At 59.2% G+C, this 14565-nt stretch carries 10 protein-coding genes; 8 read left to right on the top strand and 2 right to left on the bottom strand.

Annotated elements, in window-relative coordinates; translation table 11 throughout:
- Positions 1–93 precede the first annotated feature (93 nt).
- The 5 genes from dpaL (at position 94) to ACE1BR_RS14750 (ending at position 6393) form a co-directional block, all read left to right on the top strand.
- The gene (gene dpaL / locus ACE1BR_RS14770) at positions 94–1293 is read left to right on the top strand and encodes a diaminopropionate ammonia-lyase (RefSeq protein ID WP_374871511.1); all 1200 of its coding nucleotides are present in this window, start codon (positions 94–96) and stop codon (positions 1291–1293) included.
- Positions 1294–1403: 110 nt separating this feature from the next.
- Positions 1404–2621, top strand: a complete 1218-nt coding sequence (locus tag ACE1BR_RS14765; RefSeq protein ID WP_374871509.1) for a YgeY family selenium metabolism-linked hydrolase — start codon at positions 1404–1406, stop codon at positions 2619–2621.
- A 109-nt stretch (positions 2622–2730) separates the two neighbouring features.
- Entirely contained in the window at positions 2731–4164 is a 1434-nt protein-coding gene (gene hydA / locus ACE1BR_RS14760; RefSeq protein ID WP_374871507.1) for a dihydropyrimidinase, read from the top strand.
- Between the two features lie 89 nt (positions 4165–4253).
- Positions 4254–5186: a carbamate kinase gene (gene arcC / locus ACE1BR_RS14755; protein WP_374871505.1), complete on the top strand. Its 933-nt coding sequence runs from the start codon at positions 4254–4256 to the stop codon at positions 5184–5186.
- A 277-nt stretch (positions 5187–5463) separates the two neighbouring features.
- A complete protein-coding gene (locus tag ACE1BR_RS14750) occupies positions 5464–6393 on the top strand; it encodes a DMT family transporter (RefSeq protein ID WP_374871503.1) in 930 nt (309 codons plus the stop codon).
- Between the two features lie 83 nt (positions 6394–6476).
- Here the strand turns inward: ACE1BR_RS14750 and yqeB are convergent, their stop codons facing one another.
- A complete protein-coding gene (gene yqeB, locus ACE1BR_RS14745; protein ID WP_374871501.1) occupies positions 6477–8069 on the bottom strand; it encodes a selenium-dependent molybdenum cofactor biosynthesis protein YqeB in 1593 nt (530 codons plus the stop codon).
- A 27-nt stretch (positions 8070–8096) separates the two neighbouring features.
- Positions 8097–8945 carry a selenium cofactor biosynthesis protein YqeC gene (gene yqeC / locus ACE1BR_RS14740; protein WP_374871499.1) on the bottom strand — a complete coding sequence of 283 codons (849 nt, stop codon included), beginning with the start codon at positions 8943–8945 and terminating at the stop codon, positions 8097–8099.
- On the opposite strand from yqeC, the gene mocA reads away from it, so the two are divergent.
- The 3 genes from mocA (at position 8944) to ssnA (ending at position 14484) form a co-directional block, all read left to right on the top strand.
- Complete coding sequence (mocA, locus tag ACE1BR_RS14735) at positions 8944–9609, top strand: molybdenum cofactor cytidylyltransferase (RefSeq protein ID WP_374871498.1); 666 nt, start codon at positions 8944–8946, stop codon at positions 9607–9609. The genes yqeC and mocA overlap by 2 nt on opposite strands.
- A 432-nt stretch (positions 9610–10041) precedes the next feature.
- Positions 10042–13152, top strand: a complete 3111-nt coding sequence (gene ygfK / locus ACE1BR_RS14730) for a putative selenate reductase subunit YgfK (protein ID WP_374871496.1) — start codon at positions 10042–10044, stop codon at positions 13150–13152.
- A gap of 3 nt (positions 13153–13155) precedes the next feature.
- Complete coding sequence (gene ssnA, locus ACE1BR_RS14725) at positions 13156–14484, top strand: putative aminohydrolase SsnA (protein ID WP_374871494.1); 1329 nt, start codon at positions 13156–13158, stop codon at positions 14482–14484.
- Positions 14485–14565 lie beyond the last annotated feature (81 nt).

The raw sequence follows: 14565 nt of genomic DNA, 5'->3' as shown, positions 1-14565 counted from the left end.
CTGCAACAGCGGAATAATAATAACGAGTTTTCTCCCCCGGTGGTCACCAAGGATAATGTGTTGCTCGGTGAGACAACTCTCTGTGAGGTAATAATGTCCCAATTTTCTTTGAAGATGGATATTGCCGATAACCGCTTTTTTACCGGAGAACCGTCACCACTCTTTTCCCGTGTCGAAGCGCAAAAGGCCCGTGCATTCCATAAAAAACTGGCCGGTTATGAACCGACTCCCCTGTGCGACCTGAAAGAGCTGGCCGCCTATGTCGGGGTGAAAAACATCCTGGTCAAAGACGAGTCCAAGCGCTTTGGCCTCAATGCCTTCAAGATGCTGGGTGGCGTCTATGCCATTGCCAACCTGCTCTGTGAAAAATATGGGGTGGCGGTTGAGGATTTCTCCTTCGATCTCATCAAGCGCACCATCAAGGAGCCGATGACCTTCGCCACCACCACCGACGGTAACCATGGTCGCGGTGTTGCCTGGGCTGCCAAGCAGGTGGGTCAGCATGCGGTGGTCTACATGCCCAAGGGCTCTGCGCAAGAGCGGGTGGATCACATCCTGAATCTGGGTGCCGAGTGCATCGTGACCGACATGAACTACGACGATACCGTTCGCCTCACCATGAAAATGGCGGAAGAGCGCGGCTGGCACATCGTCCAGGATACTGCCTGGGAAGGCTACACCAAGATCCCGACCTGGATCATGCAGGGTTACTCCACCCTGGCCGACGAAGCGGTCGAGCAGATGCAGGATATGGGCATCAAGCAACCGACCCACGTGCTGCTGCAGGCCGGGGTAGGGGCGCTGGCAGGCGGGGTGCTCGGTTATCTGGTTGACTGCTTTGGTGCGAAAAACTTGCACAGCATCGTGGTTGAACCGGATCAGGCCGACTGTATCTACCGCTCCGGTGTCGCGGGCGAGATGGTCAATGTGGGTGGCGATATGCGCACCATCATGGCCGGTCTGGCATGTGGCGAGCCCAACCCGCTTGGCTGGCCGCTGCTCAAGGGCTGCACCACCCAGTTCATCTCCTGCCATGACAAGGTGTCGGCACTGGGTATGCGGGTGCTCGGCAACCCCCTTGGCAATGACCCTCGCATCATCTCCGGTGAATCCGGCTCGGTCGGTACCGGTGTGCTGGCGGCAGTGCGCCACCACCCGGATCGCGAGGCACTGATGGCTCGCCTGGGACTGACTCGTGACTCCGTGGTGCTGATCATCAACACCGAAGGGGATACCGATGTGAAGCACTACCGGGAAGTGGTCTGGGAAGGTAAACACCCCGCCTGCGACTAACAAAACATGAATTGAAACATTGATTGCGCCCTGCTGGCAGGGCGCAGTGAAGGGTACAGCGTGGTGCCGACAAACAGGCACTGCACTCTCAGTTGTTATGGAGAATCACAATGAGCAAGCAAATTCCGTTTGAAATGGTGTTGGAGAAGGCCTACCAGTACAAGGCCGAGATGAGTCAGTTCCTGCGCGACATGATCGCCATCCCGAGCGAGAGCTGCGATGAAGAGCGCGTCGTGCTGCGCATCAAAGAGGAAATGGAGAAAGTCGGTTTCGACAAGGTCGAGATTGACCCCATGGGTAACGTGCTGGGCTATATCGGCCACGGTCCGCACCTGATTGCCATGGATGCGCACATCGATACCGTCGGTATCGGCAACCGTGCCAACTGGACTTTCGACCCCTATGAGGGGATGGAAGATCACGAGATCATCGGTGGTCGCGGTGCCTCTGACCAGGAAGGCGGCATGGCCTCCATGGTTTATGCAGGCAAGATCATCAAGGATCTGGGTCTGGAAGACGAGTACACCCTGCTGGTAACCGGTACCGTACAGGAAGAGGACTGCGACGGTCTGTGCTGGCAGTACATCATCGAGCAGAGCAAGATCCGCCCCGAGTTCGTGGTCAGTACCGAGCCGACCGACTGCCAGATCTACCGTGGCCAGCGTGGTCGCATGGAGATCCGTGTTGAAGTTCAGGGTGTCAGCTGCCACGGCTCCGCACCGGAGCGCGGTGACAACGCCATCTTCAAGATGGGCCCGATCCTGGGCGAGCTGCAGGAGCTGAGCCACAACCTGGGCAATGACGACTTCCTCGGCAAGGGCACCCTGACAGTCTCCGAGATCTTCTTCACCTCCCCGAGCCGTTGCGCCGTGGCCGATAGCTGCGCTGTCTCCATCGACCGCCGCCTCACCTGGGGCGAGACCTGGCAAGGTGCGCTGGACGAGATCCGTGCCCTGCCGGCTGTAAAAGCCGCTGGTGCCGAAGTCTCCATGTATCAGTACGATCGTCCGGCCTATACCGGTCTGGTCTACCCGACCGAGTGCTACTTCCCGACCTGGAAAGTGGAAGAGGATCACATCACCGTCAAGACCCTCTCCAAGGCTTACACCCAGCTGTTCAACAAGGCGCCGGTGGTCGACAAGTGGACCTTCTCTACCAACGGGGTCTCCATCATGGGTCGCCACGGTATTCCGGTGATCGGTTTTGGCCCGGGTAAAGAGCCGGAAGCTCACGCGCCGAACGAGAAGACCTGGAAAGAGCATCTGGTCAAGTGCGCCGCCATGTACGCAGTGATCCCCATGCTCTATCTGGCCGAGCTGGACAAGTAAGGGGTCTGCCGGGCGGTGACCGCTATCGCCGCCCGTCTGTTGCAAGTGCCCCGTCTCCTCTGAGGCGGGGCACTGTTGCTTGAGGACCTTGAGGTGTGAGGTGGAAAGAATGAAACGGCTTGTCAAACACGGCACCTTGGTCGATGCCCAAGGGGAGTATCGTCAGGATCTGCTTATCGAGAACGGGGTGATCAGGGCCTGCGCTGCTGATATCCAACCCGACGGCGAGACTGAGGTGATCGATGCCAGCGGTTGCTATGTGATGCCCGGTGGTATCGATGTCCACACCCACTTCAACATCGATGTGGGCATTGCCCGCAGTTGCGATGACTTTTTCAGCGGTACCCGTGCCGCCGCCTGTGGTGGAACCACCACCATCGTCGATCACATGGGATTTGGTCCGGCGGGGTGCAACCTGCATCACCAGCTGGCCCGCTATCACGACTACGCCGCCACCCAGGCGGTGATCGATTACGGTTTTCACGGGGTTGTCCAGCATATAGACGATGCCATTTTGCACGAGATGGCCGCCATGGTGCAGGAGGAGGGGATCAGCAGCTTCAAGCTCTATCTCACCTACCAGTACAAGCTGGGTGATCACGACGTGCTGCGCGCCCTGGCCCGTATCAAGGAGGTGGGGGCGATCGCCACCGTCCACCCCGAGAACGACGCCGCCATCTCGGTGCGCCGGGCTGCCCTGTTGGCCGCAGGCCACCATGAACCCTGGTATCACCCGCAGAGCCGCCCGCTGGAGTGTGAAGCGGAGGCGGTCGCCCGGATGATCAACCTGGCGGGTCTTGCGGACAATGCGCCGCTCTATATCGTCCACCTCTCCAACGGGCTGGGGCTGGAGTATCTGAAACTGGCGCGCCGTCAGGGTCAACCGGTCTGGGTGGAGACCTGCCCGCAGTATCTGCTGCTGGATGACGCCTGCTACCACCGGGAAAACGGGGTGGATTACCTGCTGAGCCCGCCACTGCGTGGGCGCAGTGAACTGGACAAGCTGTGGGTTGGGATCGCCGAGGGTGACATCGACACGGTGGCGACCGATCACTGCAACTTCTCCCACGCCCAGCGCATGGCTCTCTCGGGGGGGGATTTCAGTCGCAGCCCCAATGGCCTGCCGGGTGCCGAGAACCGGATGTTGCTGCTCTTCTCTCATGGGGTGCTGGGTGGGCGCATCTCGCCGTCGCGCTTTGTGGCGCTGACCAGTACCAATCCGGCTCGTCTCTTTGGCCTGTGGCCGCGCAAGGGCAACCTGCAGGTGGGTGCCGATGCCGATCTGGTGATCATGGATCCCCGTGGCGAGACGGTTATTCGCCACGCCGCGCTGCATGACAACGGTGACTACAGCCCCTACGAGGGGATGCGTTGCCCCGGCCAGATCAGAATGACCCTCAGTCGCGGCGAGATCGTCGCCCGCGATGGCGAATTTACGGGGCGACGGGGCCATGGCCGGTTTTTGGCCAGAGCGCCGTTTGACCCGGTGCTCGCCGCAGAGGTCTCCTCACCGGCCAGGGCGCTGCACGCTGCAGGGGCCTGAACAGCCAAGCAGCTCTTTTAATACCGACATTGTGAACAACTACAGGGGGCCGGTATCGCGCCGGCTTATCCATCATTGGAGATAACAAGATGAAAAAACGTATCGTACTGGCCCTGGGGGGCAATGCGCTGGGCAACAATCTGCCAGAACAGATGACCGCGGTGCAGAGCACGGCTCACACCATTGCCGATTTGATTGCCGAGGGCCATGAAGTGGTGGTCACCCACGGCAACGGGCCACAAGTGGGGATGATCCAGCAGGCGTTCGAAGTGGCGGCTCGCCACGACCCCAAGGCGCCCCATCTGCCGATGTCGGTCTGTGTGGCCCTGAGTCAGGGTTACATCGGTTATGACCTGCAGAACGCCCTGCGTGAAGCCTTGCTGGCGCGTGGTATTCAAAAGCCGGTTGCCACTTTGGTGACTCAGGTTGAGGTGGATAAGAACGATCCTGCGTTCCTCGATCCCAGCAAACCCATCGGCGGTTTCTTCAGCAAGGAGGAGGCCGAGGCTCTGATGGCCAAGGGTGAGCGCCTGAAAGAGGATGCCGGTCGTGGTTATCGCCGGGTGGTGGCATCCCCCAAACCCATCGACATCATCGAGAAAGAGACCGTCTCTGCCATGCTGGCCGCTGGTCAGGTTGTTATTACCGTCGGTGGTGGTGGCATTCCGGTGCTGCGTGAGGGCAATCACCTGCGCGGTGCCAGTGCGGTGATCGACAAGGATTGGGCCAGTGCCAAGCTGGCGGAGCTGATCGATGCCGATATGCTGATCATCCTCACCGCCGTGGAGAAAGTGGCCATCAACTTCGGCAAGCCCGATGTGCAGTGGCTCGATAACCTGAGCGTGGCCGATGCCAATTGCTTTATCGAGCAGGGACAGTTTGCCAAAGGCTCCATGTTGCCCAAGGTCGAGGCGGCACTGTCGTTCGCGACCTCCATGCCGGGGCGCAAGTCTCTGATCACCTTGCTGGAGAAGGCAGCCGAGGGGATTGCCGGCAAGACCGGGACTGTGATCAGCCAATAAGGGTGACCTGCCCGGTGACATCGTGTCTGATGTCAGAGATGCATGACGGGGAACCTTGGGTTCCCCGTCTGTTTTGGGGCCGGGGAGTGGTCTGTTTTCATATTGGTACCCGGTTCGTTGACGATGCTCTCTCATGCCCGTGACGGGGGCATGGCAGAGCAAGTCGGCGCTTTTTTAAGAGATGAAATTGGCATGCTCAAGGGGTTAATGGTGCGGGAGAGGGCAACATATTGGGTGACCCTGTCTTTGGCATTAACCGGGCATAAGGCGATAACTGATGTCAGTAACAAGAAAAGTGGATGTAGTCGCGTTGGCCGGGCTGTTTCTGATCACCGCTATCTGGAGCTACAGCTGGATCGTGATGAAACAGGTGATGTTATATGCGGGGGCATTCGAGTTTACCGCCTTGCGCTATTTCTGCAGCTCGCTGCTACTGCTGCTGGTGTTGGCAATACGCGGCAGGCGTTACCTCAAACCAACGCCGTTTCGTTATACCCTGGCCATCGCGCTGTTTCAAAGCTGTGGCATGGGTGGATTGGCCCAGTGGGCTTTGCTCAGTGGTGGCGCGGGGAAGGTGGCTATCCTGACCTATACCATGCCCTTCTGGGTGGTGCTCTTTGCCGTGCTGTTTCTCGGCGAGCGGATGCGCAAGTTGCACTATCTGGCGGTGGGGGGAGCGGCCTGTGGCCTGCTGTTGGTGATCCAGCCCTGGCTGCTGCACCTTGAATCCCTCAAGAGTGCGCTCCTGGCGATCCTCTCCGGTATCTGCTGGGGGATCAGCGTCATCATCGCCAAGCGGATGTATGTTCGCTACCCCAAGGTCGATCTGATGTCGCTCACCACCTGGCAGATGGTCTATGCCTGCCTCATTATGGCGCTGGTGGCCGCCTGGGTACCGGAGCGTCCGCTGGATTGGCAACCTTATCTGGTGGGTGCCCTGGCCTATAGCGCCATCTTTGCAACCGCCATTGCCTGGAGTCTCTGGCTGGTGGTACTGAAGAAGTTGCCTGCCGGGATCGCCAGCCTCAGCACGCTGGCGGTACCGGTCACGGGGGTGCTGCTCTCCTGGTGGCTGCTGGGTGAGAACCCGGGGCCGGTGGAGGGGAGTGGCATCTTGCTGATCGTGCTGGCGCTGATGGTGATTAGCTACCGGGGCAAGCGAACCGTGGTGACGGTGGCGGGGGAGACCCGGATCAGGCACGGGTGAGCCCATTGCCGACAAAGACATGAAAAAAGGGCCCGCCATGATGGCGGGCCCTTTGGTTTGGTGCGCTGGAGTGGGGCGCTGGCTTATCGACGTTGGGCCAGATGCATCATGGCTTCCAGCACGGCCCCGCCGATGGCGCGGGCCTTGTCCGATACGGTGGTCGCATCGGCCCGCTCGCCTCTGGGGTCGATGTCACCGATCTTGAAGCCGACAGTCACCTCGATGCCATCGCTCAGCAGGCCCCGTACCATGCCAGAGAGCGGCGCGATAATGGGGGTATCCCCGACGTGGGCAATTACATCCCCCTCCTGCACCAGATCCCCGAGTTTGATAATGCTCTTCATTACCCCGGCGACGGGGGCACGCACCACCCGGCGGGCGGAGTGACCTTCGATCACCCCGGGAATACCGGTATTGGGTTGGGCTGGGCCCTGATAAATCACCCGACCAAGGTGATGGCCACGGTTGGTCTCAATCACGGCATCGCAGTCCCGTCCCGCCTCAAAGCCCGGGCCGAGGGCGACAGTGATGGGGGCCATATCCTTGTGGGTGCCGAGGTTCTGCTTGGCCAGAATGGCATCCACCAGATAGCGGGGCTTGAGCTCGGCGAGAGTGGCGCCGTCGGGGTCAATCAGCAGGGGAATGATCCCTCGTTCAAGTTGCTCGAACGCCTGCTCGACGTTGTCGACCCGCTTGGCGCGTACCCCCTCGACACGGGTTTCACCATCGAACATCGCCTGGGCAAAGGCGACGGTGCGGCGGATCACGGTGGGTTTGTCCAGATCCAGCATCACCACCTTGAAGCCCGCATTGTGCAGGCGCAGCGCCACGCCGGTGGCGATATCGCCCGAACCGCGCATCACTACCAGCTGATCGCGCTTGAGGCGCACATCATCCTGCATCAGACCACCCGCCTTGCCGTTCTTCACCTGCAGCAGCTCCGCCAGAATGCTGATGGCGATCTCTTCCGGCGTTTCGGCACCGATGTTGTAACCGATGGGGGCGTGCAGCTGTTGCAGCTGATCCTGGCTTATCCCTTGCTGGCGCAGCGTCTGGGTAAAGGTCTGTACTTTACGTTTGCTGGCGAGCAGTCCCAGATAGGCGAGGGGACGCTCGATCAGGCGATCCAGCGCCTCTTTATCCTGATGGTTGGTGGCGATAATGACATAGTTGCTGGGCTCGATGGCCAGCGCCTCGATCACCGCGCTGATGGTGTCGGCCTGTTTAAGGTGGGTGCCTGCCGGGAACAGGTCGGGATTTAAACTGCCCTCATAGCAGTCGCCAACATGGACATCAAAGCCAAGCGGTGCCGCGGCGTGGGCCACCGCCCGGTTGACGTGACCAGCACCGATCAGCACCAGTCGTGGCCGCAGACCATAGACATCGATATAGACCGACATGGCGCCACCACAATCTGAGCCAACGGCATTCTCGCCGTTGCGGGCCATTCGGCCGTGGACAATGCGGGGTTTGCGTTCGGCAATGGCGGCGACAGCTTCATCGATCACTACCCGTTCGATCATGCCACCGCCAATGGTGCCGAGGATCTGGCCATCGGCCATCACCAGCATCTGGGCCTGATGGCGGGGAGTGGAGCCACGGCTTTCGATGATCTGGGCGATGGCGAAAGGGGTGTTCTCTTGTTCCAGTCTGGCTGCGTGTGAAAAAAGATTCATAAGGTACCTCTTATTATCCTTAAAGCATCATGATTGAGGCGGCGGTGCCTCATCCAAAGAGAAATGGCCGAATGCATGGCGAATGGCCTGCGGCTCGCGTACGGCGCCCTGCCAGATGGCGTGGAGCTCGGGATGCCGGGCCAGCAGGTTTATCAATTGCGGCTGCCATGCCGTCTCATTTTGATAATCGCCATTGATAAACCAGATCCGGCGCGCCTTGCTCGGGGTGCCTTTGAACATCCCGAGCGGGTGAGTGATCAGCCGGTGAAAGAGTGGCCAATCCAGTGGGTCACCGGCCGCAATCCCGCACATCGCCTGGAGTTGCTCCCAACGGTGGATCTGTTGTGGGTCGGCCTTGGCGCCGATCATGGCGCCGCCCGTCAGGGCGATCACCCAATCGCTGCTTTGGGGTATGCAAGGTTCATGCAAAGCTGGCACTTTCAATAACTTGTGATGAGCGCCATCGGCTTCGACCAGGATCAGATCAAAGCGTTGCTGCCCCTTGAGCAGATCAACCTGCTGGGGCGTTGGGCCCGCCACCTTGCCGCTGGCTTGATCAATGTGGCTGAACAGGGCTACCAGCGCAGGCCCATCAGGCAGTTGTTGACAGCGGGTAAGTTGCCGGACGGGATCGGCTTCAAGGATTAATTCACGATAATGTGACGGGGTAGGCAGAAACATCCTGGTGGTAGTGGTAATTAGCACCCTTTTACCCTGTTTATAAAAATATTCAGCCAACCAGAACAGGGTGCTGGTTTTTCCTCCAGCACCACAAAGACTAATTAATGTGGTGTGGTTGGCTATATTTTTTGTAAATTGGCTTAATAGCAGATCAATATCCGGAAATGCGAGCGCAATAGGCTGTGGTGATGACATGATAACGACCGAAATAAATACCGAGGCGGATGGGGCGATGCGTTGCCAGGGACAAGCGCAGTGTGACTGTATAATAACGGCGGCGGGTTTGTCTTCCCGAATGGGCACATGGAAAATGATGCTACCGTATTATCAGGGGACAATGCTTGATGCAAGTCTCAAAAACGCCCTGGCATTTTGTCAGCGGGTAATTCTGGTGGTGGGCCATCGTGGCGATGAGCTTGCGGCGCGCTATGGCGACCGGGAAGATGTGGTGATCGTCCATAACCCCGACTATCAGCAGGGGCTGGGCAGCTCTATTCGTTGCGCCCTTGCCGCCAGTGACGCCGACTACCTCTTCATTACTCATGGGGATCTTCCCTGCATTCCCCGTGAGGTCTATCAACAACTGTGGCTGGCACGGGGTCATGACGTACTCTTTCCCGCTCATATGGGCGAGGCGGGCCATCCGGTGTTGCTCCCCAAGTCTCTTGCCTCCGCGCTGGCGGCCGCTCCGCCACAAAAGTCGGTCCGGCGTTGGCTGCAAGGGCACCCACACCGCCTGGTACCGGTTGATACTCCTGCCATCCTGTTCGATGTGGACACGCCCGCACGTTATCAGGCGCTGCTCGCCGGAGTCATGAGCGCGCAGCCGGAAGAGATGCCAGACGCTGCACTACGCTGATCCCCGTGGTGGTTAGATGGTGAAGCGTGGAAAACGGCGGCTACTGGCGTATCACCGATTATTCCTGAGGGTATTGATAACCCCATCCACTATTAAACCCCGGCCATACCAACGGGGTTTAATTTCGATAAAAATGAGCGAGACGAGTTTATCAAAGTGATATTTCTCGCATTTGATTCGATAGTTAGCATTCTTTTTAACCAATCCTGTGGACCGTCTGTCAAGTGATTGAGAACCACTCTCAACCACCATGTTGAATATCTCGTTCAGCCACCGCATTAATTGGAGCTATCTCACGCTTTTACCTTAAAAAATATTTTCCCTGCTAGGGTGGCCTGATAGTTGCTCTTATCTCTGGCAAGGGGGACTTCCATTCGAGATGCCCCATTCATTCACGCTGTTAATGAGCAGAGCTACTGCAAGGAGATCATCATGGGCGATATTATGCGACCCGTTCCCTTCAAGAACCTTCTGACCCGCATTTTTGCGGAATATAAAGAGAGCCAGAGTATTTTTGGTATTCCCGCCGCGCAATTCTATCGCAAGCAGGACGAACGCAAGATCAAGGTGTTCGGTGAAACCTGTGAAACCCCCATCGGTCCGGCGGCCGGTCCTCATACCCAACTGGCCCAGAATATCGTGACCTCCTGGCTGACTGGCGGGCGTTTTATCGAGCTCAAGACGGTGCAGATCCTGGACCGTCTCGAACTGGAAAAACCCTGTATAGATGCCGAGGATGAGTGCTTCAACACCGAGTGGTCGACCGAGTTCACTCTGCCCAAGGCGTTCGATGAGTACCTGAAAGCCTGGTTTGCCCTCTATCTGCTGGAAGAGGTGTTTGATCCCCGCCTTGAAGGGGAGGCCAAGTCCTTCATCTTTAACATGAGCGTGGGCTACAACCTCGATGGCATCAAACAGCCACCGATGCAGCAGTTCATCCACAGTTTGAAGGATGCCAGCACCAGCCCGAAATTTGCCGAGTATCAACAAGTGCTGCGCGAACTGGTTGCCGACGAGCAGTTTATCGCCGAGCTGGGTCTGGGTGAGCGTCGTGACCGTCTGCAACAGCTGGCGGATCGTATTCCGGCCGATATGGTGCACGGTCTCACCCTCTCCACCATGCACGGTTGCCCGCCCAACGAGATTGAAGCCATCTGCCGCTACATGCTGGAAGAGAAAGGGCTCAATACCTTCGTCAAACTCAACCCGACCCTGCTGGGTTATCCGCGAGTGCGCGAGATCCTCGACAACTGCGGTTTTGATTACGTGGGGCTGAGCGAAGAGTCGTTCGACCATGACCTCAAGCTGGATCAGGCCAAGGCGATGCTGACCCGTCTGCTGGCGCTGGGCGCCGAGAAGGGGCTCACCTTCGGGGTCAAACTCACCAACACCCTAGGCACCATCAACCGCAAAGGGGCGCTGCCCGGCGATGAGATGTACATGTCCGGTCGGGCCCTGTTCCCGCTCGCCATCAATGTGGCCGCCGTGCTCTCCCGTGCCTTTGATGGCAAGCTGCCTATCTCCTACTCGGGCGGTGCCAGCAAGTTCAACATTGCCGAAATCTTCGAGACCGGTATTCGCCCCATCACCATGGCGACCGACCTGCTGAAACCGGGTGGTTACCTGCGCCAGATCGAGTGCCTCAACGAGATCGACGCCTCCGATAGCTGGGCCATGACCCAGGTCGATGTCGAGAAGCTGGAAGCCCTGGCGGCCAAGGCACTCACCATGGATTACACCCAGAAGGAGTGGAAATCCGAGGACCGTATCGAGGTGGGCGGTGGTCTGCCGATGACCGACTGCTACGTGGCACCCTGCGTCACCGCCTGCGCCGTGCATCAGGATATCCCCGAGTACATTCGCCTGATGGGCGAGGGGGAGTATGTGGCGGCCCTTGAGCTGATTTATCAGCGCAACGCCTTGCCTGCCATCACCGGTCATATCTGTGATCACCAGTGCCAGTACAACTGTACCCGTCTCGACTACGATAGCCCGCTCAATATCCGCGAGCTCAAGAAGGTCGCGCTGGAGCGTGGTTGGGAAGGTTACAAGGCGCGCTGGCACAAGCCGGCAGGCAGCGGTGACAAGCACCCGGTTGCTGTGATTGGCGCCGGCCCGGCGGGTCTCTCTGCCGGTTACTTCCTGGCCCGTGCCGGTCACCCAGTCACCGTGTTCGAGCGCGAAGCGGACGCCGGTGGTGTGGTCAAACACATCATTCCCGAGTTCCGTATTCCGGCTGAACTGATCCAGCACGACATCGACTTCGTCGCCGCTCACGGGGTCAAATTCGAGTTTGGCTGCGATCCGGAGCTCACCGTCGACAAACTGCACGCTCAGGGCTTTGCCTATGTCTTCGTTGGTATCGGTGCCGACAAGAATGGCGGCATGCGTCTGGAAGGGGGTCACGAGCGGATTTACAAATCCTTCAACTTCCTGCGCAGTTTCAATCAGGGCAAACCGCTGCCGCTGGGCCGCCATGTGGCGGTGATCGGTGCCGGTAACACCGCCATGGATTGCGCCCGCGCAGCCCTCAAGGTGCCCGGTGTACGTGATGTGACCGTGATCTACCGTCGCAGCGAAAAAGAGATGCCTGCCTATCGCGAGGAGTATCTGGAAGCGGTGGAAGATGGGGTGCGCTTCTGCTTCCTCACCAATCCGGAGCGCTTTGAAAAAGATGGCAAGCTGACCGTGCGGATGATGGCATTGGGTGAGCCTGACGAGCAGGGCCGTCGCCGTCCGGTGGCCACCGAGCAGACCGAAGTGATGCAGATGGATGCCTTGATCACCGCCATCGGCGAGCAGCCTGATTGCGAGGTGCTCAAAGCGATGGGCATTCCCCTTGGCAGCGATGGCTGGCCTGACGTGGATACCCAGACTGGCGAAACCAGCCGTCGCAACGTCTTCCTGATCGGTGACGTGCAGAGCGGTCCGTCCTCCATCGTCGGTGCCATCGGTGGTGCCCGCCGTGCCGCCGATCTGGTACTGGCCCGCGAGCATATCGCCGGCAGTCAGGCCGAGGTGCAAGTCCAGCCGTCCGACAAGGGCGAGATCTACCGCCGCAAGGGGAGCATCGCCGTCACCATGGTTGACAAGAGCGAGCGCGATGCCTTTGTAGCGCAAGAGGCGCACCGTTGTCTCGAGTGCAACACCATCTGCAGCAAGTGCGTGGATGTCTGCCCCAACCGGGCCAACGTGGCTATCGCCGTGCCGGGCTTCAAGGACAAGTTCCAGACCCTGCACCTGGATGCCTACTGCAACGAGTGCGGCAACTGTGCCCAGTTCTGCCCGTGGCAGGGTAAACCCTACCACGACAAGGTCACCATCTTCAGTCTGTCCAAGGACTTCGACAATAGCCGCAACCCCGGATTCTATCTGGCGGAAGGGGGTGAACTGCGGATCCGTCAGGGCGAAGAGACCTATCGTCTGGGCATCGACGAGCAGAGCCAGATCAAGGATGCACCTGCCGCCCTTGCCGATATGTGCCGCATCATCAGCCATGTCCACGCCCATCACCGTTATCTGCTGGGCTCAGTGGAGGAGTAAGTCATGTTTATTCTGAAAAACGTCACCGCCGTTGAACTGGAACCGACCCGGGTACAGGAAGGGGTGGATATCGCCATCGAAGGATCGCTTATCAAAGCGGTAGGGCCCAATCTGCGGGCCCTCTACCCGGAGGCGAATTATCGTGAGATGGGTGGCAAGCTGGTGATGCCGGGTCTTGTTTGTGCTCACAACCACTTCTACTCCGGTCTGTCGCGGGGGATCATGGCCAACATCGCCCCCTGCCCGGATTTTATCTCCACCCTGAAGAACCTCTGGTGGCGGCTTGATCGGGCCCTTGACGAGGAGTCCCTCTACTACAGCGGCCTGATCTGCTCGCTGGAGTCGATCAAGAGCGGTTGCAGCGCGGTGATCGATCACCACGCGTCACCGAGCTACATCAAGGGTTCCCTCAACATCCTGCGCAAAGGGTTTATGGAGGCGGGTCTGCGTGGCATGACCTGCTTCGAGACCACCGATCGCAACGGTGGCCTCGCCGAGCTGCAGGCCGGGGTAGAGGAGAACATCCAGTTTGCCCAGGGGATCGATGCGGCCAAAGCCAAAGGTGCAGAGCCCTATCTGGTCGAAGCACACATCGGTGCCCACGCCCCCTTCACCGTGCCGGACGAAGGGCTGGCCATGCTGCGCGAAGCGGTGCAGGTGACCGGTCGCGGCCTCCATATCCATGTGGCAGAAGATCGCTATGACATGGCCCACGGTCATCACCACTATGGCAAGGAGCCGATTGCCCGTCTGGACGCGTTTGGCCTGATTGACAGCAAGTCCTTGGTGGGCCATGGCATCTACCTGAGCCCCTCGGATATCGAGCTGCTCAACAGCCGCGATGCCTTCCTGGTACACAACGCCCGCTCCAACATGAACAACCATGTGGGCTACAACATGCACCTGCCGGAGTACCGCAATCTGGCACTCGGCACCGACGGTATCGGCTCCGACATGTTTGAAGAGCTCAAGTTTGCCTACTTCAAACACAAGGATGCCGGTGGCGCCCTGTGGCCAGACAGCTTTGCCCGCTTCCTGTGGAACGGCAACACCCTGCTGGAGCGCAACTTCGGCGCCAGGTTTGGTCGACTGGAGGCTGGCTACAAGGCTGACCTCACCATCTGCGACTACGATGCGCCAACCCCGCTGGCGCCGCGCAACCTCGGCGGCCATCTCGCCTTTGGCATGGGCTCTGCCACCGTCAACAGCGTGATGGTTGAGGGTCGCATGGTCTATCAGGATCGCGAATTCCCGTTTGATATCGCGCCCATTTATGAGCAGGCCAGCAAAGTGGCCAGCCGCCTGTGGCAACGGATGGACCAGCTGGCCTAAGCTAGCGGTCCGCACGGTATGACACCGGACATAGTGCAACTGATCACCCGCTGCGCGGCTCTTCCCTGCGGCGGGCATCAA

It is taken from the genome of Aeromonas sp. MdU4, from assembly GCF_041929505.1.
Classification (GTDB): domain Bacteria; phylum Pseudomonadota; class Gammaproteobacteria; order Enterobacterales; family Aeromonadaceae; genus Aeromonas.
This window is presented reverse-complemented; position numbering and strand designations above follow the sequence as displayed.

Bases quoted from the DNA above. Each gene is read 5' to 3' on its own strand.
- yqeB (WP_374871501.1), bottom strand. From the start codon at position 8,069: ATGAATCTTTTTTCACACGCAGCCAGACTGGAACAAGAGAACACCCCT.
- dpaL (WP_374871511.1), top strand. From the start codon at position 94: ATGTCCCAATTTTCTTTGAAGATGGATATTGCCGATAACCGCTTTTTT.
- hydA (WP_374871507.1), top strand. From the start codon at position 2,731: ATGAAACGGCTTGTCAAACACGGCACCTTGGTCGATGCCCAAGGGGAG.
- ACE1BR_RS14750 (WP_374871503.1), top strand. From the start codon at position 5,464: ATGTCAGTAACAAGAAAAGTGGATGTAGTCGCGTTGGCCGGGCTGTTT.
- yqeC (WP_374871499.1), bottom strand. From the start codon at position 8,945: ATGTCATCACCACAGCCTATTGCGCTCGCATTTCCGGATATTGATCTG.
- mocA (WP_374871498.1), top strand. From the start codon at position 8,944: ATGATAACGACCGAAATAAATACCGAGGCGGATGGGGCGATGCGTTGC.
- ACE1BR_RS14765 (WP_374871509.1), top strand. From the start codon at position 1,404: ATGAGCAAGCAAATTCCGTTTGAAATGGTGTTGGAGAAGGCCTACCAG.
- ygfK (WP_374871496.1), top strand. From the start codon at position 10,042: ATGGGCGATATTATGCGACCCGTTCCCTTCAAGAACCTTCTGACCCGC.
- ssnA (WP_374871494.1), top strand. From the start codon at position 13,156: ATGTTTATTCTGAAAAACGTCACCGCCGTTGAACTGGAACCGACCCGG.
- arcC (WP_374871505.1), top strand. From the start codon at position 4,254: ATGAAAAAACGTATCGTACTGGCCCTGGGGGGCAATGCGCTGGGCAAC.